This is a genomic window from Butyrivibrio hungatei NK4A153, from assembly GCF_000424465.1.
In the GTDB taxonomy this organism is placed as follows: domain Bacteria; phylum Bacillota; class Clostridia; order Lachnospirales; family Lachnospiraceae; genus Butyrivibrio; species Butyrivibrio hungatei_A.
Map to the genome: position 1 here is coordinate 1 of NZ_AUJY01000028.1, position 18,260 is coordinate 18,260.

The 18,260-nt window shown below is 42.0% G+C and carries 18 protein-coding genes, 1 tRNA gene and 1 rRNA gene; 19 read left to right on the forward strand and 1 reads right to left on the reverse strand.

What is annotated here, in order from left to right; translation table 11 throughout:
* Nucleotides 1–442: 442 nt before the first annotated feature.
* The gene (gene ltrA, locus G628_RS0110245; protein ID WP_027208668.1) at nucleotides 443–1,837 is read left to right on the forward strand and encodes a group II intron reverse transcriptase/maturase; all 1,395 of its coding nucleotides are present in this window, start codon (nucleotides 443–445) and stop codon (nucleotides 1,835–1,837) included.
* A gap of 116 nt (nucleotides 1,838–1,953) precedes the next feature.
* On the opposite strand, the gene G628_RS0110250 is transcribed toward ltrA, so the two are convergent.
* Complete coding sequence (locus tag G628_RS0110250; protein WP_026668127.1) at nucleotides 1,954–3,507, reverse strand: sodium/proline symporter; 1,554 nt, start codon at nucleotides 3,505–3,507, stop codon at nucleotides 1,954–1,956.
* A 385-nt stretch (nucleotides 3,508–3,892) separates the two neighbouring features.
* Between G628_RS0110250 and G628_RS18175 the strand changes: the two genes are divergently transcribed.
* From G628_RS18175 to G628_RS0110340, 18 genes are all read left to right on the forward strand, one after another.
* Entirely contained in the window at nucleotides 3,893–4,300 is a 408-nt protein-coding gene (locus G628_RS18175; RefSeq protein ID WP_051199141.1) for a prepilin peptidase, read from the forward strand.
* Nucleotides 4,297–5,316, forward strand: coding sequence for a hypothetical protein (locus G628_RS0110260; protein WP_026656224.1), 1,020 nt, complete (start codon nucleotides 4,297–4,299; stop codon nucleotides 5,314–5,316). Before G628_RS18175 ends, G628_RS0110260 begins: the two co-directional genes overlap by 4 nt.
* A gap of 79 nt (nucleotides 5,317–5,395) precedes the next feature.
* Nucleotides 5,396–6,553, forward strand: coding sequence for a CpaF family protein (locus G628_RS0110265; RefSeq protein ID WP_081670674.1), 1,158 nt, complete (start codon nucleotides 5,396–5,398; stop codon nucleotides 6,551–6,553).
* 1 nt (nucleotide 6,554) lies between these two features.
* On the forward strand, nucleotides 6,555–7,253 hold the full coding sequence (locus G628_RS0110270) for a type II secretion system F family protein (protein ID WP_196803749.1): 699 nt from the start codon (nucleotides 6,555–6,557) through the stop codon (nucleotides 7,251–7,253).
* Nucleotides 7,254–7,319: 66 nt separating this feature from the next.
* Entirely contained in the window at nucleotides 7,320–8,726 is a 1,407-nt protein-coding gene (locus G628_RS0110275) for a type II secretion system F family protein (protein ID WP_196803750.1), read from the forward strand.
* Between the two features lie 33 nt (nucleotides 8,727–8,759).
* Nucleotides 8,760–8,978: a Flp1 family type IVb pilin gene (locus G628_RS0110280; protein WP_034500810.1), complete on the forward strand. Its 219-nt coding sequence runs from the start codon at nucleotides 8,760–8,762 to the stop codon at nucleotides 8,976–8,978.
* The gene (locus tag G628_RS0110285) at nucleotides 8,962–10,398 is read left to right on the forward strand and encodes a DUF5702 domain-containing protein (RefSeq protein ID WP_155833799.1); all 1,437 of its coding nucleotides are present in this window, start codon (nucleotides 8,962–8,964) and stop codon (nucleotides 10,396–10,398) included. The genes G628_RS0110280 and G628_RS0110285 overlap by 17 nt, the downstream gene beginning before the upstream one ends.
* Nucleotides 10,388–11,290, forward strand: a complete 903-nt coding sequence (locus G628_RS18180) for a TadE/TadG family type IV pilus assembly protein (RefSeq protein ID WP_051199143.1) — start codon at nucleotides 10,388–10,390, stop codon at nucleotides 11,288–11,290. The genes G628_RS0110285 and G628_RS18180 overlap by 11 nt, the downstream gene beginning before the upstream one ends.
* Nucleotides 11,291–11,299: 9 nt before the next feature.
* Complete coding sequence (locus tag G628_RS0110295) at nucleotides 11,300–11,731, forward strand: prepilin peptidase (protein WP_027209090.1); 432 nt, start codon at nucleotides 11,300–11,302, stop codon at nucleotides 11,729–11,731.
* A gap of 7 nt (nucleotides 11,732–11,738) precedes the next feature.
* Nucleotides 11,739–12,176, forward strand: a complete 438-nt coding sequence (locus G628_RS0110300; protein ID WP_196803751.1) for a hypothetical protein — start codon at nucleotides 11,739–11,741, stop codon at nucleotides 12,174–12,176.
* Between the two features lie 3 nt (nucleotides 12,177–12,179).
* The gene (locus G628_RS0110305) at nucleotides 12,180–13,520 is read left to right on the forward strand and encodes a DUF6382 domain-containing protein (protein ID WP_026656216.1); all 1,341 of its coding nucleotides are present in this window, start codon (nucleotides 12,180–12,182) and stop codon (nucleotides 13,518–13,520) included.
* A 49-nt stretch (nucleotides 13,521–13,569) separates the two neighbouring features.
* Nucleotides 13,570–14,580, forward strand: a complete 1,011-nt coding sequence (locus G628_RS0110310) for an SCP2 sterol-binding domain-containing protein (RefSeq protein WP_027209091.1) — start codon at nucleotides 13,570–13,572, stop codon at nucleotides 14,578–14,580.
* 9 nt (nucleotides 14,581–14,589) lie between these two features.
* Nucleotides 14,590–15,258: a rhomboid family intramembrane serine protease gene (locus G628_RS0110315; RefSeq protein ID WP_027209092.1), complete on the forward strand. Its 669-nt coding sequence runs from the start codon at nucleotides 14,590–14,592 to the stop codon at nucleotides 15,256–15,258.
* Nucleotides 15,258–15,662 carry an HIT family protein gene (locus G628_RS0110320; protein ID WP_026656212.1) on the forward strand — a complete coding sequence of 135 codons (405 nt, stop codon included), beginning with the start codon at nucleotides 15,258–15,260 and terminating at the stop codon, nucleotides 15,660–15,662. Before G628_RS0110315 ends, G628_RS0110320 begins: the two co-directional genes overlap by 1 nt.
* 16 nt (nucleotides 15,663–15,678) lie before the next feature.
* The gene (locus G628_RS0110325; protein ID WP_027209093.1) at nucleotides 15,679–16,521 is read left to right on the forward strand and encodes a fumarate hydratase; all 843 of its coding nucleotides are present in this window, start codon (nucleotides 15,679–15,681) and stop codon (nucleotides 16,519–16,521) included.
* Nucleotides 16,522–16,564: 43 nt separating this feature from the next.
* On the forward strand, nucleotides 16,565–17,122 hold the full coding sequence (locus G628_RS0110330) for a Fe-S-containing hydro-lyase (RefSeq protein ID WP_026656210.1): 558 nt from the start codon (nucleotides 16,565–16,567) through the stop codon (nucleotides 17,120–17,122).
* Nucleotides 17,123–17,221: 99 nt separating this feature from the next.
* Nucleotides 17,222–17,309, forward strand: a tRNA-Ser gene (locus tag G628_RS0110335).
* A gap of 729 nt (nucleotides 17,310–18,038) precedes the next feature.
* A 16S ribosomal RNA gene (locus tag G628_RS0110340) occupies nucleotides 18,039–18,260 on the forward strand; the annotation flags it as partial.

An 18,260-nucleotide genomic window follows, 5' to 3' on the forward strand; every position in this document is an offset into this window, starting at 1 on the left:
AGTGCGCCTAGCGGCGCACGTTTCTAACGGGTTAAAGTCCCGAATCCACCCGGTAGTGGGAAGGATATAGCCGAAGGCAAGGGTGTCCATCGTGAGATGGAATCTGAAGGAAGCTGGATATGAGGAACATACTAACTCATGGGCAAATCTCTGGTCTGACGAACAGAAATCTCATATAAGGTTATGCATGAGGGTGAGGCTGCTCCACAAGTCGAAGCCCAATAACTACACGGAATCATGCATGATAAATGAGGCAGATAGATGGAGAGGAAGAAACGTGTGGTACCTAGGGAGATCTGTTGCGATATGCCTTGAAAGAGGTAACCATTACCAAAAGTAATGCTGAACGCACAGAAGTCAGCAGAGGTCATAGTAGCCGAGAGGTGAAGGACCGAATCAATAGGAGTCTTAAGTATGACCGAGAAAGGAGGAATGACCATTAATGGCAGAAAACATTGAAATCAATGGCTGTTCGCAAAGAGATAGTGCGGAACATGAAGGGTATGCGAAAGCGCGTAGGTCATTCAATCGGATATGGAAAGAAAGAGACAGTGCACAGCCGAAACTCTTGGAAGCGATACTGTATAAAGACAACTTTAACAGAGCGTATAAGAGAGTAAAGGCAAACAAAGGAGCGCCAGGAATCGATGGCATGACTATCGAAGCGGCTCTTCCTTATCTTAAGGAACACCAGCAGGAGCTAACTGACCGCATATATCGTGGAAAGTACACTCCGTCGCCAGTTAGGCGAGTTGAGATTCCAAAACCAGATGGTGGTGTGCGTAAGCTTGGCATACCTACCGTGATAGACCGTACACTTCAACAGGCAATAACACAACAGTTAGTGCCAATCTATGAACCGCTGTTTTCAGATGGAAGCTATGGCTATCGCCCAAACAGAGATGCAAAGGGAGCTATACTAAAAATTAAGGAGTACGCAGAACAAGGATACACATTCGCTGTGGTGCTTGACTTATCAAAGTACTTCGACACCCTGAATCACGAAATCCTTATAAATCTTCTTCGAAAGAATGTAAAGGATGAGCGTGTTGTACAGCTCATAAAGCGCTATCTGAAAAGTGGAGTAATGGAAAACGGAGTGGTCATCGAAACAGAGGAAGGTTCGCCGCAGGGGGGCAATTTATCACCACTACTTGCGAACATCTACCTCAACGAGTTCGACCAAGAGTTTCTAAAGAGAGGTGTTCCCTGCATCAGATATGCGGATGACATCGTGCTCCTTGCCAGAAGCAAAAGAGCGTCCGAAAGACTCTTAGAGAGCAGTACGAGATATCTTGAAGAGAAACTGAAACTCACGGTTAACCGCGAGAAAAGCCGTACTGTAAGTGTGTTTGCAATCCGAAATTTTAAATTTCTCGGCTTTGCATTGGGAAGGAACGGAGGTGGCATATATGTCCGAGTTCATACAAAGTCATGGAAAAAGTTCAAGTCAAGGCTGAGGGATTTATCTTCCCGTAAGTCCGCACAGTCCATCAAGCCGAGTCTCGAGAAAATCAAGGTATACGCCAGAGGTTGGCTTAACTACTATGGGATTGCCAGTATGAAGAACAACATAGATGACATCAACGGATGGCTCTATCACAGAATTCGCATGTGTATATGGAAGCAATGGAAACTACCGAGGACTAAATTTAGAAATCTCGTAAAGCTCGGAATTCCAGAACACTATGCGGCAACTATTGCGAACAGTCGCAGGAAGTATTGGTACGTTAGTAACAATAAGGGTGTGATTTGGGCGTTAAATAAAGAAAGACTGATAAACAGTGGCTTCTTTGATTTAGCCACAGCCTATCAGTCTGTGCACGTCAACTATTGAAAGCGCCGTATACCGAACGGTACGTACGGTGTTGTGAGAGGACGGCGGTTAGTCACCGCCTTCTACTCGATTTTAAAAAGCGGACAACTTGTGATACGTTGTTGCCCGCTTATTTTTTATGATTTTATTTCTACTTTTTCAAAGGAGTCTATGATTGTTTCGGATGGCTTTTTGGTTAAAAGACTCACGATGAAAATAAATATTATACTTACAAGGAACGCCGGTGCAAGTTCATACAGATTCCAAACACCGCCTAAAGGACGTACCAAGTATTTCCAGACAAACACCATCGCGCCGCCTGATATCATTCCTGCCATAGCACCGAAACGGTTCATACGTTTCCAATAGAGTGAAAGTATCATACACGGTCCAAACACTGCACCAAATCCTGCCCAGGCAAAAGATACGATTCCAAAGACAGAGCTGTTTGGATCCCAGGCGATAACGACGCCTAATACTGCGACTGCGATAAGTGTTGCTCTTGCAGTAAGCATGGCTGCGGCTTCGGATAAGTTGATTCCGAGAGTTTCCTGAATGATGTTTTCGGAAACTGAGGATGAAGCGGCAATCAGCTGTGAGTCTGCGGTTGACATTGTAGATGCAAGGATACCCGCAATTACAAGTCCTGCCAAAAGAGCAAATAAGAAGTTGTGCTCACTTATCTTTTGCGCCAGAACAACGATAAGGGTTTCGGCCTTAGCTGAACTTGAAAGGTTATCGTTATCGATCAGAGATGCAAGTGCGCCGCTCTGTGTAAGCGATCTTCCGACAACGCCGAGGAATACTGCAATTGCTAATGAGAAAACAACCCATACAGAGGCGATTCTTCTTGAAAGCTTTAATTCCGAAGCGTTTCTTATAGCCATGAATCTGAGAAGGATATGTGGCATTCCGAAATAACCAAGTCCCCAACAGAACATTGTTATCTTTGAGAACAGCCCGTAAGGATCGGCTGAATTTGCCGCGTTGTTATATGTTGCATTTACATCTATAAAGCCCGGAAGTGCGGCTATATTCTCCATAACGGCGTTCACTCCGCCGGCTGAAACAATACCGTAGCCTACGACGAAAAATAATGCGATCGTCATTACGATTGACTGAATGAAGTCAGTCTTTGATGCTGCAAGAAATCCGCCTGTTGTAGTGTAGCCGACTATGATAACGGCAGAAACGATCATGGCAAGCTGATAATTTACTCCAAACAGTGATGAGAAGAGTTTACCGCAGGCTGAAAAACCTGAAGCGGTATATGGAACGAAGAAAACAAGAATAAAGAGCGCGCCGATGCACAGGATAATATTGCTGTTATCTTCAAAGCGCTTTTTGAAATAGTCGGGAATCGTGATCGCATCGACTTCTGCAGTGTAATTGCGAAGCCTCTTGGCAGTAAAGAGCCAGTTGAGATAGGTTCCCACGATAAGACCGAACGCTGTCCAACCTGCATCAGCTATTCCCGAGAAGTATGCAAGTCCCGGAACACCCATAAGCAGGTAAGAGCTCATGTCCGATGCTTCAGCGCTCATGGCTGTTACAAACGGTCCCAGCTTTCTTCCGCCGAGATAAAAATCTTTGACATCATTGGTCTCTCTTGAACTTACGAAACCAACAAGGAGCATCATCGCCAGATAGGCGAGAATAGAAACAATAATTCCGATTTGAGATGTTGTCATTTCTTTTCCCCTTTAGCTTTTCATTATGTAGTTATTTAATCGTATTTACACAATACTATATTAGCGAGATAAAGGGAAGAAGTGTTTGTAAAATCGGGCCTTAAGAAAATCTTAAGAGTATTAATTTTATGACTTTATATGGGGTGATTTTAAATTAGATAGTGCGAGAAAACATATATTAAATAACGTTGCAGTGATATGCGCAAATCGTATAACGTACTTCTGACGCGGACTATGCAATGAAAATTTTATTTCATAAGGTTTGGAAAAAATATTAATTGTGCAAAATGCCGAAAAGAAATTTGCCTATTTACAAACAAAATCCCAAGTGATAAATTTGTAAATCGCGAGCTCGAAAAAAACGAAAGGAGAAAATCTAATTTACGTGATTTTGATATTGTTCTTAACGGGAGCAGTATTCACAGATCTCTACAGAGATAAGATTTATAATCTCTGGGTGATACCGGGAATGATCGCCGGAATCGTGGGATCTGCGTTGGCAGGAAAGGATAATCTTATTTCTTGTCTGACAGCGATTGGAATTACTTTTGCTATATTGCTTCCTGTGTATCTTCTTAAGGGAATTGCTGCGGGAGATGTTAAACTCTTTATGTCAGCAGCGTCTTTCCTATCCATTGAGGACACAATGTCCTGCATCATAATGGCTTTCTTTGTAGCCGGTCTGATCTCTTTGTCGATTCTCTTGTTTAAAAGAAATAAGAAAAAGACTATCCACTTCGCAGTACCTGTTCTCGTAAGTGCGATTTTTACCTTAGGAGGTGTGGTTGTATGAACAGACCTTTACTTACGATCTGTGACACGGAAAAGGATTATTGCAGAAGACTGGATGAATATTTGAGGGATCATCTGAATTTGTCTTTTGAAATCTGTTCATTCACCGATGCAGAGATTTTTAAAGAGTTTGTAAAAGAGAAGATTCCTGAACTTTCTGTTCTCTCACAGAGTGTGTACTCGGCGCTTTTAGAAGGAGGAAGCATCAAAGCTGTAAAAAACATTTTGGTGCTTGATGAAGCAAATTCCTCTGTGAACGAGGACGAAAGTCAGGAAGAAGAAAAGAATGTATGTCATATAAGCAAGTATCTTCCTGCGGGAAAGATAATAGATGGCATTTTGGATTTCTGTGTGAAGATTCCCGGTAATATCGGGAATCTTGATGCAGGGAGAGGCTCGGAAAAGGTAAAACTTCTGGGACTCTTTTCACCACTTTCAAGGTGTGGGCAAACGGCGTTTGCCGTAAAACTTTGTGAGGAACTTTCAAAGCATGGTAAAACAATGCTCCTTAACTTTGACAGTTTTTCAATGGTCACTGAGATAATGGGTCAGGATGCGGAAGAGGATATCACGGATCTTCTTTATTACTCCGAGTGTGAAGAAGGAAAGTTTTCTGTATATCTTGAGAGGATTAAGAGAAATGCAAGAGGATTTGATTTTGTTCCGCCTGCAAAGACGGCGACTCAGATAAAGGAAATTACTTTTGAGAGAATAAAGTCGCTTACAGAGCTGCTTTCTGAAAGCGCGGGATATGAGTACATTGTTCTTGATCTTTCCGAGTTCCCGGATGGCCTCTTTGATATCCTGAGAATGTGCACAAGAGTATTTACTGTTGTGGGCGAGAGCAGGGAAGAAAATTATAAGCTTGAGCAGTACACGAAAGTACTTGGGCAGAACGGATATGACGATGTGCTTGCGAATACCGTGAGATGTCTTTTTCCAAAAGACGGCTCTTACGGAGGGCTTTCAACCTATGCGAGTGAAATGCTTGCGAGGGAGGAGCTTGTAAGTGAGTGATTTTGATGAGCTGAAAAAAGATGTAAAGTCTAAAGTTTTGCAGTCGCTTGATTTTTCAAAGGATATTTCCGATGAGGAAATGTTTGAACTGATCGACAGGGAATTATCTGTAAGTACGCGTGGGCGTGCAATCTCAATGGAGCTTAGAAAGAATCTCAGGCTCCGAATATTTCATTCGATAAGAAAACTTGATATTCTGCAGGAACTTGTTGATGATCCTGAAGTTACGGAGATTATGATAAACGGCGTCGACAATATCTTCACCGAGAGGAATGGAAGAATTGTCAGGCAGAAACTGGGATTTGAGTCCAAAGAAAAACTTGAGGATATCGTTCAGCAGATAGTTGCTTCGTGCAACAGAGTTGTAAATGAGTCTTCGCCAATTGTGGATGCAAGATTATCTAATGGATCCAGAGTAAATATTGTTCTTAGTCCGGTTGCGTTAAACGGGCCAATTATTACGATCAGAAGATTTCCCGAAAATCCCATGACTATGGAAAGGCTTATAGAATTTGGCGCTCTTACGCCATACATAAGGGATTATCTTGCGCAGCTTGTAAGAGCAGGTTACAACATTTTTATTTCAGGTGGTACCGGTTCGGGAAAGACAACTTTTCTGAATGCTCTTTCAAACTACATTCCAAAGGACTTAAGAGTCATCACGATTGAGGATAATGCCGAGCTGCAAATCAGGGAAGTTCCGAATCTTGTAAGACTTGAAGCAAGAAATGCAAATGTGGAAGGCTGCAAGGAGATTACGATAAGAGACCTGATCAAGTCTTCGCTTCGAATGAGACCTGACTGGATCATTGTAGGCGAAGTCAGAGGAAGCGAGTGCGTAGATATGCTTCAGGCTATGAATACAGGTCATATGGCGATGTCTACAGGCCATGCCAACAGCGCGGCAGATATGCTTTCCCGAATTGAGACGATGGTGCTCATGGGAATGGACATTCCGCTTCCTGCGATAAGAGGTCAGATTGCTTCCGGAATTGATATCGTAGTTCATTTGGGAAGGCTTCGCGACAGGTCGAGGAAAGTGCTTGAGATATGCGAGCTTTTGAAAGAACCCGATCCTGTTTCGGGAAGAATTATGACAAATACTCTTTTTAGATTTGTGGAAACGGGAATGGATAATGACGGCAAAATAGCCGGTGAATGGAGGAAAGTCGGTGACATTTCAAACAATGAAAAACTTCTTTCTGCAGGTATTAAACTTCCGACCGAAGATAAATGATTTGCCAGTACTGGTTCAGGGGGCGGGAATCGCGGTTCTTTTCGGAAGATTGTTTTATGATTCGTGGATTGCGGTAGTATTTCTTTTGCCACTTGTTATACTGTGGTTCTTCTATAGAAAGAAAATTGAAAAAATGAAGAGGGTAAGGATTCTTGGAATTCAGTTCAGAGATGCCATAGCATCTGCACTCACAAGCCTTAAGGCGGGATATTCCATTGAGAACGCATTTAGGGAAGCGGGAAGAGATATGGAACTTCTTTATGGAAAAAAGAGCCTTATCTGTCAGGAACTAAAGCGTATATATAAAGGACTTGGAAATAACATACCGCTTGAGAAACTTATCGGAAGACTCGGAAAGGAAAGCGGAAACGCTGATATAGAGGAGTTTGCGGAGGTTTTTGCCGTGGCGAAAAGGAGCGGCGGAAACATGACTGATATTATTGAAAGAACGATATCGGTTATTTCAAGAAAGATGGATGTCGAAAAAGAAATCGATGTTTTGATAAGTTCAAAGCGCTTGGAAGCTGGGATAATGAATATTGTTCCGTTTTTTATCATCTTCTATATAAGTATCACCGGTAACGGATTTTTTGACCCGTTATATCACAATGTTGTGGGAGTAATCCTCATGACAATCTGCATGTTCGTGTACTTTGCGGCATATCTTTTATCTCAGAAGATTGTAAATATCTCAATATAACAAAGGTAGTTTTATATGTTGTTTCTATATTTGATATTCCCGGTGGGAATATTTGTCTTGTGGATCTTGGCGCGAGGAGAGGTGCTTCCTTCGGATATGGAGGAAACCGGAATTAGCCGTGAGTTCCTGAAAATTGCGCTCTTTGTTTTCAAAAGATTACCGATAAGAGACAGGTTTTCTTTTGGTGAAAAAGTCAGAAGTTATCTGAGAACTCTCGGTAACAGAAAAAATGTTGAAAAGGCTGAAACTGAATATTATATTCGAAAGATTTCAATCGTACTTATCATGGCGGTTGCGGGAAGTTTTCTTTCTACGCTCATGTACCTTAGTACCATGATGGGAACTGAGGTGTACAAGACTCAGGAGCTTAAAAGAAATACCGGCGGCGACGGAGAGTACGAGGCAGAGCTTATTGCATGTGATGAGGACGGAAGGGAAATAGGTGAGGCAAAGATCCTAGTCGGAGAGCGGCTTTATACGGAAAGCGAAGCGGACAAAATGTTTGAAGAAGCTTCGGAGGTTATGCAGAAGACTGTTCTTGGTGATAATGAATCTTTTGATCATGTGACTGAAGATCTTAAGCTTGTAGAAAGACTTGAGGGGTATCCGTTTATTATCGACTGGCACATTGATGACTACGAAGTGATTCATTATGACGGAAGGCTTGAAGATGAGAATATTCCCGAAGGGGGAGCTGTGGTAAATCTTATCGCGGAGTTTAAATACAACGGCAGAATTTGGGAACTGCAGCTGCCTGCGAGACTTTTTAAGAAAGAGATGACGCCAAAGGAGAAAATCAATTCTGAACTAAGAGATCTTTTGAAAAAAGCGGAAGAAGGTTCCGTAAACAAAGAAAGCGTCGAGCTTCCGAAAAGCTACAACGATGATGCCATAATCTGGAAGGAAAAAGCAGAAGACAACAGCCTTTTGATATTGGTTATAACACTGATAGGCGGCGCCGCTTCATACATTCTTAAGGATAAAGAGTTAAAGAAGGGTATAGAAAACAGAGCTTTTCAGATGCTGAATGATTATCCGCAGCTGGTATCGCAACTTGTTCTCTATCTTGGTGCAGGCATGACTATGAGAAATATCTTTGAAAAACTTGCGCAGGATTATCTCAGAAAAAGTAAAAACAGCGGTAAGAAGCAATATGTTTACGAAGAGATTGTTGTTGCGATAAGAGAACTTTCGAGCGGAGTTTCCGAGGCGGCAGTATATGAAAACTTTGGAATAAGATGCCAGAGCAGGCAGTACACGAGGCTTGCCACGCTTCTTTCGCAGAACCTCAGAAAAGGAAACAGTGAGATGCTTAAGATTTTGCAGGAAGAATCGCAAAAGGCGTTTGAAGAAAAGATGGACAGAGTAAGGAAGCTTGGAGAAGAAGCGGGAACAAAACTTTTGCTTCCGATGATAATGATGCTGGTCATTGTAATGGTGATCATTATGATACCCGCATATCTTTCTTTTTAAAAAATATATTTAGTAAAAAACGAAGGAGAAAAAATGAATTATTTAATGATAGGTGCAAACAAGATCAAGAATAAGATAAAGGAGGGAATCTGCAAGTTCTGGAGTGATGAGTCGGGAATGGGAACGGTTGAAGTGATTCTTATTATCGTTGTTCTTATCGGACTTGTAATTGTGTTTAAGCAGCAGATTGCCGGAATTGTAGAAGATATTTTTAAGGCAATAAGGGAAGATACACGTGTTATTACGAACTAAAGGATATCTGACAGTTTTTTTATCCCTTACGATAACGATGATCATGTCTCTTATTCTGGCTCTATACAGCGGAGCCAGGATTGGGGCTGTGAAGATGAAGACTGAATGTGTGGCGGATATAGCCATGAATTCTGTCCTTGCTGAGTATAGCAGAGAGCTGTATCGGCAGTATGGGCTTCTTATGGTTGATACTTCGTACGGAACGGGGAGCCATTCAATAACAAATACTGAAGAGCATTTACGAAAATATGCGCAGAAAAATTTTGAACCGAGCACAGTCGGAAGGCTGACGGGAACAAGTACGATGATGCGGGCGTTCTGCAAAGATGCGAGGATTACCGGAAGTTCTTTTGCGACTGATAATGACGGAGCGGTTCTTAACAGGCAGATTCTTGCGTACATGTCGGCTGAACCTGCAGAGGGGATGTTGACGGATGTAGATGACAATATCGGTAAGCTTAAGGATGCGGGACTTGATACGACTGATGTAGATGAGATGGCGCGTGAAAATCAAGAGGAAATTGACAGTTTGGAGCTTCCGACAAAAATAAACGAGGACGATGAGGAAGAGGAAGTCAGCTTGGGAAATCCTGCGGATGCCGTTAATTCACAGAGGGGAATAGGTGTATTGTCTCTTGCGGCCGGTGGTATAGACATATCGAGAGCTGCGGCGGATCTTTCGAATTATGCTTCGAACAGAACTGTGAATAAAGGTACCGGGCTCCGAGATTATGAGGAAATATCAGCTTCGGAGAAACTTCTTATAGATGAGTATCTTTGCGAAAAGTGCGGAAGATACAGCGGAGAACTGGAAAAATCGCTTCTTAAGTATCAGCTTGAGTATCTTATTTTTGGACAAAACAGCGATTACAGAAATCTTGAAAAGATGGCGCAGACACTATTCTTCTGGAGGCAAGCGTCGAATTGGGTGTATATGCTTGGATGTTCTTCCAAACAAAGTAAGGCGGATGCGGTTGCAAGTGCACTTACTGCGGTTCTTATGGCGCCTGAGTTTAAGGACCCGGTCAAATGGTCCATCATTTTTGCTTGGGTTTTTGCGGAGAGTGTATCGGATGTGAATATTCTTCTTGAAGGAGGGAGAGTTCCTCTTTTCAAGAGTGATTCAACATGGCAACTGGGGCTTGGAGAGATGCTTCTTTTCAGAGAAAATCTTGGAAGAAAAGATTGCGGAGAAGGTCTTTATTACAAGGATTATCTTAGGATGAAACTTGGAATGACGGATTTAAAAGATAAGACTAAAAGGCTTATGGACATTATCGAGATGGATGTTCGAAGGACTGCCGGGAACGGAGAGTTTATGATTGATCATTGCCTTGATACTTTTTGCGGCGAGCTTACGGTTGGGACAGGTTTTGGTTATGAGGTGAAGATAGAGAGGGTGTACGGATATGAAGAGTAGTCGGGAGGCAGATAAAGGCACTTCTTTAATATTTGATAATTCCAAAAATATAAAAATAAAAAAAGCTTTTTTCCGGGCGGTCAGAAAGAGAAAAGGAGTGTCTTTACCTGCGTCCATGACGGTAGAAGCTTCACTTGTACTTCCTCTTTTTATTTTCTTTTTTGCCAATCTCATGGTGATGTTCAATGTTATAAAAGTTCAGTCAGATCTTGAAGCGGCGCTCCATCAAGTGGGAAATGAGATCGCACTTAAGGCGTTTGATATTTCTTTTGCTGAAGATGCAGTAGGGATTGAAAGTGGCATGGATGTCGCCAAAGGAGTTGTTTCAGTGGCTTATGCATCGTCTAAGGTGCGGGAATATCTTGGGAGCGGTATTGATAAAAGCTGCGTAGCCGGTGGGCTTGGCGGATTGGGCTATATGAGGTCTGATGTGACAAGCGGCGATATTATCGACATTGTTGTTAATTACAAGGTTAGGCCCTTGGTCCCGATTGCGGGATTTACTAAGTTTCCTGTGGAAGGAAGATATTATGCCCACGCATGGACGGGGTATGAAATTGTCGGATCAGGGGGAGACGGAGCCTGCGAGGAAGAGATGGTATATGTCACAGAGCACGGCGAAGTCTATCACAGGAATATAAGTTGCAGGCATTTAAAGCTGAGCGTTAAGAGCACGAGTTTGTTGGGAATAGATAAACTCAGAAATAATGACAGAGCTAAATATTATCCGTGTGAGTACTGTGCCGGGAAAATTACAGCGGGAGATGTGTTTATAACCGATTACGGAAACAGGTATCACGGAAGAGTTGATTGCGCAGGGCTAAAAAGGAAGATCTACGCCATTCCAATCTCGGAAGTTGGTGCAAGGCGTCCATGCAGTGACTGCGGATAGAGGTAAATTATGATTATTCAGATTGTAGTATTGATCGTTCTTTTTGTAATAGCGGTCGAAGACATAAAAAGTATGAATATTTCTTCATGGAAGATATGGATATTGGCAGCACTTTCCGTTGGGAGTGCTGTATTTGAGGTTGCAATGGGCTCGTATGACATTGAGAGTGTGGCGGTAGCTCTTTTGCCCGGAGTAGTACTCATTGTGCTTTACTATGTGACCGGAAAGCAGATAGGACTAGGGGACGGAATGGTAACTTTGTGCATGGGACCTGCGTTTGGAATTGAAAGAGTCGCGCTTGGTATAACGGTCGCGTTTTTTGTGAGCGGTTTGTTTTCACTTGTGATAATCGCAGCTTTAAGGGAAAAGAGAAAGAAGAGTTATCCTTTTATTCCTTTTATTACTGCGGGAATGGTGGTGGCGACAATTGCGCAAATATAAAGGATATATGACGGTTGAGGCAACGCTTGTGGTTCCAATGGCTGTCTGCGTTATAACGCTTCTTATTTTGTTTTCATATTATCTTTACGGAAGGTGCATTCTTTCGCAGGACTGTTATGTCCTTGCGTTTAGGGCGAGTATTGATGCCGACAGATACGGAAATAATCCGGAAAGTACGGTGCTTGCAAAAAGAGACAGAGTTCTTGGAAAGAAATATTTTGGAAGTACGAAGCCTGTCATACATGTAGAAAGCAGAGCTTCCGGAAAAGAAATAAAGGTCGAAGCAAGTGCGAGGATAAGAGCCGGAGCAATGGGGAATTATTTTTTGAAACCAAGATCCGGATGGGAATTTAAAGCGGGGCAAAAGGCGAAGTGCCTCGGACAGGTGAAACATATACGCAAGATGACAAGGCTTAAAGATATCGGACAAAGAGTATTTGATTAAAGGATGGAAACTAAAGTGGAATACAAATATTACAGAGATTTAAAGCACAGTTATATTATCGCTTCCTGCAATGAAGTGAGTGAGGAAGAACTTGGCGGATACAAGCTTAAGATAGCGGAGAACGGAAGGATTAAAAAGCTTCTTCCAGTCAGTCTCAGAAAGATCGATCTTGAGCAGCTTCTATATTATGAAGTAAGTTCAATGGTTAGTATGGAAGACCGGTTTTCTTCCAAGGGAATGAGTGCGGATGATCTTAAATGTTTTTTGCGTGAGCTGAAAGAAATGCTTGAAGGGCTTTCCGAGTATCTGCTCGGAGAGGAAGGGGTTCTTTTTGCACCGGAAAACATATATGTGAATATATCGTCGGGAGAATACAGATTTATGTATTATCCGTTTGAGGGAGAGAAGAAGACTTTTGCCGAGTTTACTGAGAAACTTCTGGATCTGATAGATCACGATGATGAGGAGGCTATAGAAATATCTTATAACCTGTGTGAGCTTTCTAAAGAAGATGGAATACTTCTTCCGCAGCTTGTAGATGAAGCGCTAAAAGAGGAGCCTGTTCAGGAGGAAGAAGCGCAGATAAGTGAACTGAGCTTTGATGAGCCTGATGAGTTTGAGTATGAAGATGACGACGAGGAAGATGAGGAGTATGTGGAAAAGAAAAGTCGTGGTCTCGGAACGCGGAGCAAATTTATCTTTGCATTCTTATTTGCAGGGCTTGTTGCAGTTATCATGTACGTAAGGATGAACTTTGTGCTTTCTGAAGTGGAGAATCTTTTGTCGGTCGGAGTTATTTTGGCCTCTGTGGGGACGGGGGTAGTGGCTCTTTTTACAGGTATCGGAGATTTGAAAAAATCAGGACACAAAATATATGAAGAAAGAGATTCGTGGGAAGATGATGAAGACGACGATGATTATTATGATTCTCCTTCATATAGAGATTACAGTGCATCATATAAAGCGCCTATCAAAATAACTTCTTCGGAAAAAGAATCTGTGAGTGCGTGTGCAGCTGAAGAAACAACGCTTCTAGCCGAAGAGGATTCGGGTGAGATGACGCTGTACAGCAGAAATGCGGATAAGACGTTCAGGATTCCGCTTGATAAGCTTCCAATCACGATAGGAAAACTGGAAGGCTACGTGGATACAGTTATTAAAGATATGAGCATATCAAGAATCCATTGCAGATTCAGCAGAGATGGTGAAAAGATTGTTGTTTCCGATCTCGGATCGACGAATGGTACATACAAGAACGGTTTGAGGCTCGGGCCGAAGGTGAAAGTGCCTATTGAAGAGGGTGATGAAATAAAGATAGGTCGAATTTGCTTTGACTTACGATAACTCTGAAAAATATATGTTATAATACCCTTAACCGGTTGGAGGGGTTCTAATGAAGATAAATATCTATTACGGTGGAAGGGGAATTATTGACGATCCCACTTTGTATGTTATTTCTCAGATTACAACAGTATTGCAGGAGCTTAATGTAAAGGTTCAGCAATATAATTTATATGAGCAGAAGAACGGAATCACTGCGCTTCCGAATACTCTTAAGGATGCGGACGGAGTTATCTTGGCGTCTACGGTAGAGTGGTTCGGAGTTGGCGGCTATATGATGCAGTTCCTTGATGCGTGTTGGTTATACGGTGACAAGGAGAAGATCAAGAGTATCTACATGGCGCCTGTTGTGATGTCTACGACTCACGGAGAAAGAGAAGGGATGATGAGCCTTTCCGCTGCGTGGGAGATGCTCGGAGGACTTCCTTGCGAAGGAATCTGCGGATACATTGCAGATACCACAAAGCTTGAGAACAGTTCTGAGTATTCTAAGATTATAGATAAGAAGGCGGAGAATATTTACAGGACGATCAATCAGAAGATGCCTGTTTTTCCCGCAAGTAATCGCGCGGTCATCAACAAGGTTGCCGTTGCAAACAGTATAGATCTTACACCTCAGGAATCGGAGCAGCTTTCTGAGTATGCATCCGATGACAGATTTGTAAAAAAACAGAAAGAAGATCTTCAGGAGCTTGCAAGCATATTCAGGGATAAGATGGGTCAGGATGAAACTATGGCCGGAAATTCCGAGGAGTATGCTAAGAAACTTCAGAGTACATTTAGGCCGATAGCCGGTATAAATGCCGTGTTTAAAGTTCTTTTCACCGATAATGCAAGGCTTAAGCCTGTGGTAATAAATGTTCAGAACAGCAGATGTACTTGTTCTGCGGGAGAAAGCGGAGAATGTGATGTTGTGATCACTACTGAGCAGAGAGTCTTTGAGGACATTCTTGACGGAAGAATTACATTCCAGAGGGCATTTATGGATGGAAGTATTAAAATGAAAGGCGATTTCAAGCTTCTAAGAAGTATGGATCAGCTTTTCGGACTTATGGAGGAATAACCGAAAGTTATGTCGGAAGGAATGTCTGAAGTTCAGGGCCAGATGAATCAGGAAGAGTTCTGGGAAGAGCAGAGAAAAATATATAAGACTGCGTATGTTACGATTGCGCTTGTAGTGGTGAATATTATTATGTACATATTATGTACGACCGATATCGGATACCTTATCTATGATAAAGGTGCTTTGATGCTGTCCGATATTGATTCAAACTGGGGGAAGTTTAGGACATTTACCTCAATGTTCCTTCATGCGGATATAAATCACCTGACCAGCAATATGTTTATGCTTGTGCTTTTGGGAGGCGTGATCGAGAATTATACCGGACACTTGTTTTATTTGTTTATGTATATGATGGCCGGATTATTCGGGAATTTTTTCTCTCTTGGATATGAACAGTTTTTTGGAATAGACAGAATATCTGTCGGCGCAAGCGGTGCTATAATGGGGAACGTAGGTTTTCTGGCACTGTGGCTTATTTCCGGTGGTAAATGTAAAAGAAATATTGCGAATATGAAATTCAGGCTGATCGTTTTCGGATTGTACATTATTCAGTCGTGCTTTATACAGCCGGGTGCCAATACTCAGGCACATTTGGGTGGCTTCCTTATGGGAGTTGTCCTCGGCGTTGTTAATATAATAATATTTAAGAACAACAAAAAAATGGAGGGTTTGGCATAATGAGTGACTGCATCTTTTGCAAGATTGCTAACGGAGAGATTCCGTCAAATACTATTTATGAGAACGAGGACTTTAGAGTAATTCTTGATAACGGTCCGGCAACAAAGGGACATGCGCTGGTACTTCCCAAAAAGCACTATGCAGATCTTTTTGAGATTCCCGATGATGTTCTTGCTAAGGCTGTTCAGACGGGAAAGGTTGTAGCTTCTATGTTAAAAGAGAAGCTTCACTGCGACGGAGTCAATCTTGTTCAGAATAACGGAGCGGCAGCAGGCCAGACTGTTATGCACTACCATTTACATGTAATCCCGAGATATGAGAACGACGGACAGCATATTTTGTGGAAGCCCACAAGTCCTTCAGCTGAAGAGCTTGTAGAGGTAAAGAATACTATAATCGGTTAATACAAGGGGATATTTAATGCGTGAGATCAATGTTTCGGAAATTACCGAAGCGGTTAAAAATATGTGCATAGATGCGAACTATACACTTTCTGAAGATATGAAAAAAGCTCTTGAGTCTGCTCAGAAAGAGGAAGTTTCAGAGCTTGGAAAACAGATATTTTCACAACTGGAAGAAAATCTTGAAATTGCGGCTAACGATCAGATTCCAATCTGTCAGGATACAGGAATGGCGGTGCTTTTCTTTAAGATTGGTCAGGAGGTTCATTTTACGGGCGGAAATCTTGGAGATGCGATAAATGAAGGCGTAAGACAGGGATATACGGAAGGCTACCTTAGAAAGTCGGTAGTCGGAGATCCTCTTATCAGAGTAAATACAAAAGATAATACACCGGCAATCGTACACTATGACATTGTCCCTGGGGATAAAGTTACAATCACATGTGCACCCAAGGGATTTGGAAGTGAGAACATGAGCAGAGTCTTTATGTTAAAGCCTGCTGACGGAGAAGAAGGTGTCAAGGAAGCGATTGTTCGTGCTGTTAAGGATGCCGGCCCCAATGCATGTCCTCCTATGGTTGTAGGTGTAGGAATAGGCGGTACATTCGAAAAATGTGCAGAGATGGCAAAAGAAGCGCTTACAAGACCAGTTGGAAGCCATTCTGACAAAGAGCATATTAAAGCTATGGAAGAAGAACTGCTTGAGAGAATCAATAAAACCGGAATCGGCCCTGCCGGACTTGGTGGTAAGATGACGGCTCTTGCGGTGAATATAAACACATATGCCACACATATTGCGGGACTTCCTGTGGCAGTTAATATCTGTTGCCACGTAAACAGGCATGTTACCGTGACTTTGTGATATTGCTAGATCATAGAATAATAGGAATTGAGAAGGAATTGACATGAATAAAGAAATACAGGCTCCTGTCAGCGCGGAGGTCGTAAATGAGCTCAGTGCCGGCGATATGGTTTATATTACAGGAACAATCTATACAGCCCGTGATGCGGCACATAAGAGAATGGATGAAGCGCTTGCTGAGGGAAAAGAACTTCCTATAGATATAAAAGGAAATCTTATCTATTATATGGGACCTTCTCCTGCAAGAGAGGGCAGGCCAATTGGCTCTGCAGGCCCTACAACAGCCAGCAGAATGGATAAATACGCGCCCAAGCTCCTTGATCTGGGACTTGGCGGAATGATCGGAAAAGGTAAAAGATCTAAGGCGGTTTCAGACGCTATCGTAAGAAACGGATCTGTTTATTTTGCGGCAATAGGCGGAGCCGGAGCACTTTTATCAAAGGCGATAGTGGAATCGGAAGTTGTTGCCTATGACGATCTGGGTACAGAAGCTATCAGAAAGCTTAAAGTAGAGAAATTTCCTGCAATCGTAGTTATTGATTCTAAGGGAAATAACCTTTATGAAACAGCGGATAAGCTTTATAATAAAGAAAACGAATAAAAGAATTGACAAAGGATAAGCGACTTTGTATAATTACATTTGCGTCTTGGCTGTTAGCCAAGAGAATTCAAACCATATTTGGTAGAGGGATTCAGGCATGGAGAAATACTCAAGTGGCTGAAGAGGCGCCCCTGCTAAGGGTGTAGACCGTTCGCGCGGTGCGCGGGTTCAAATCCCGCTTTCTCCGTTGAAGTGAAACGTTACTGACTGAAAGATTTCAGTTGGTAACGTTTTTTGTTTGTCCGGAAATTTATATCAAGTAAATGAGTTTTGATATGTATGTGATTCTTTGCTCTTTTTGCAAAAAAAGGATTATCTAAAAATTTCTTTCATATAAGATCATATAAAATAAAAATGATAGATTATTCTTGTCAACAATTTTTTTAATAAAATAATAAAATAAAAAAGCCTTGACAGAATAAAGCCTTGAAACATCTGGCTTGGAATATTTCTTGTGAATAAATAAAAAGTTGAGCGAAGTTTTTATACAAAAGAGACACTTTTGTATAAAAGCAGATATTATATAGGATAATCAATCTGCTATTTTGTGCTGATAACAGTGCACAACCACAATATCTAGTGTTCGGAAATTTTTTTAAAATTTCTCAAAAAAGTTGTTGCATTTGTATATACGCTTTGCTATAATAACTTTTGCCCGCTTGAGAGAGGGGCTGAAAACCGCAGAACTAAGCGGGTTTCATAAAAACTTTGAAAAAAGTTTAAAAAAGTTCTTGACAAAGCATTTCAACTATGTTATTATGAATGAGTTGCGGCGCTGAGCTGCAAGAACTAAGTACCTTGACAAATAAACAGTAATGCAACCCTGAAAGATTCCAAGAGAATAATTCAGAAAAAAATGTAAATTAACGGACAGAACGAAAAGCCAAGCTTAAGTTCTTAGCCGGATTAAACTTTTAAACGTGAGAGTTCGATCCTGGCTCAGGATGAACGCTGGCGGCGTGCCTAACACATGCAAGTCGAACGGAGATTTAACGCTGATGAAGCTTCGGCAGATTCTTGTTAAATCTTAGTGGCGGACGGGTGAGTAACGCGTGGGCAACCTGCCTCATACTGGGGGATAACAGCTGGAAACGACTGTTAATACCGCATAAGCGCACGGTATCGCATGATACAGTGT

Coding starts and splice junctions, on each gene's coding strand:
- ltrA (WP_027208668.1), top strand. CDS start 443: ATGGCAGAAAACATTGAAATCAATGGCTGTTCGCAAAGAGATAGTGCG.
- G628_RS0110250 (WP_026668127.1), bottom strand. CDS start 3,507: ATGACAACATCTCAAATCGGAATTATTGTTTCTATTCTCGCCTATCTG.
- G628_RS0110260 (WP_026656224.1), top strand. CDS start 4,297: ATGAACAGACCTTTACTTACGATCTGTGACACGGAAAAGGATTATTGC.
- G628_RS0110265 (WP_081670674.1), top strand. CDS start 5,396: ATGTTTGAACTGATCGACAGGGAATTATCTGTAAGTACGCGTGGGCGT.
- G628_RS0110280 (WP_034500810.1), top strand. CDS start 8,760: ATGAATTATTTAATGATAGGTGCAAACAAGATCAAGAATAAGATAAAG.
- G628_RS18180 (WP_051199143.1), top strand. CDS start 10,388: ATGAAGAGTAGTCGGGAGGCAGATAAAGGCACTTCTTTAATATTTGAT.
- G628_RS0110295 (WP_027209090.1), top strand. CDS start 11,300: ATGATTATTCAGATTGTAGTATTGATCGTTCTTTTTGTAATAGCGGTC.
- G628_RS0110300 (WP_196803751.1), top strand. CDS start 11,739: ATGACGGTTGAGGCAACGCTTGTGGTTCCAATGGCTGTCTGCGTTATA.
- G628_RS0110305 (WP_026656216.1), top strand. CDS start 12,180: ATGGAAACTAAAGTGGAATACAAATATTACAGAGATTTAAAGCACAGT.
- G628_RS0110310 (WP_027209091.1), top strand. CDS start 13,570: ATGAAGATAAATATCTATTACGGTGGAAGGGGAATTATTGACGATCCC.
- G628_RS0110315 (WP_027209092.1), top strand. CDS start 14,590: ATGTCGGAAGGAATGTCTGAAGTTCAGGGCCAGATGAATCAGGAAGAG.
- G628_RS0110320 (WP_026656212.1), top strand. CDS start 15,258: ATGAGTGACTGCATCTTTTGCAAGATTGCTAACGGAGAGATTCCGTCA.
- G628_RS0110325 (WP_027209093.1), top strand. CDS start 15,679: ATGCGTGAGATCAATGTTTCGGAAATTACCGAAGCGGTTAAAAATATG.
- G628_RS0110330 (WP_026656210.1), top strand. CDS start 16,565: ATGAATAAAGAAATACAGGCTCCTGTCAGCGCGGAGGTCGTAAATGAG.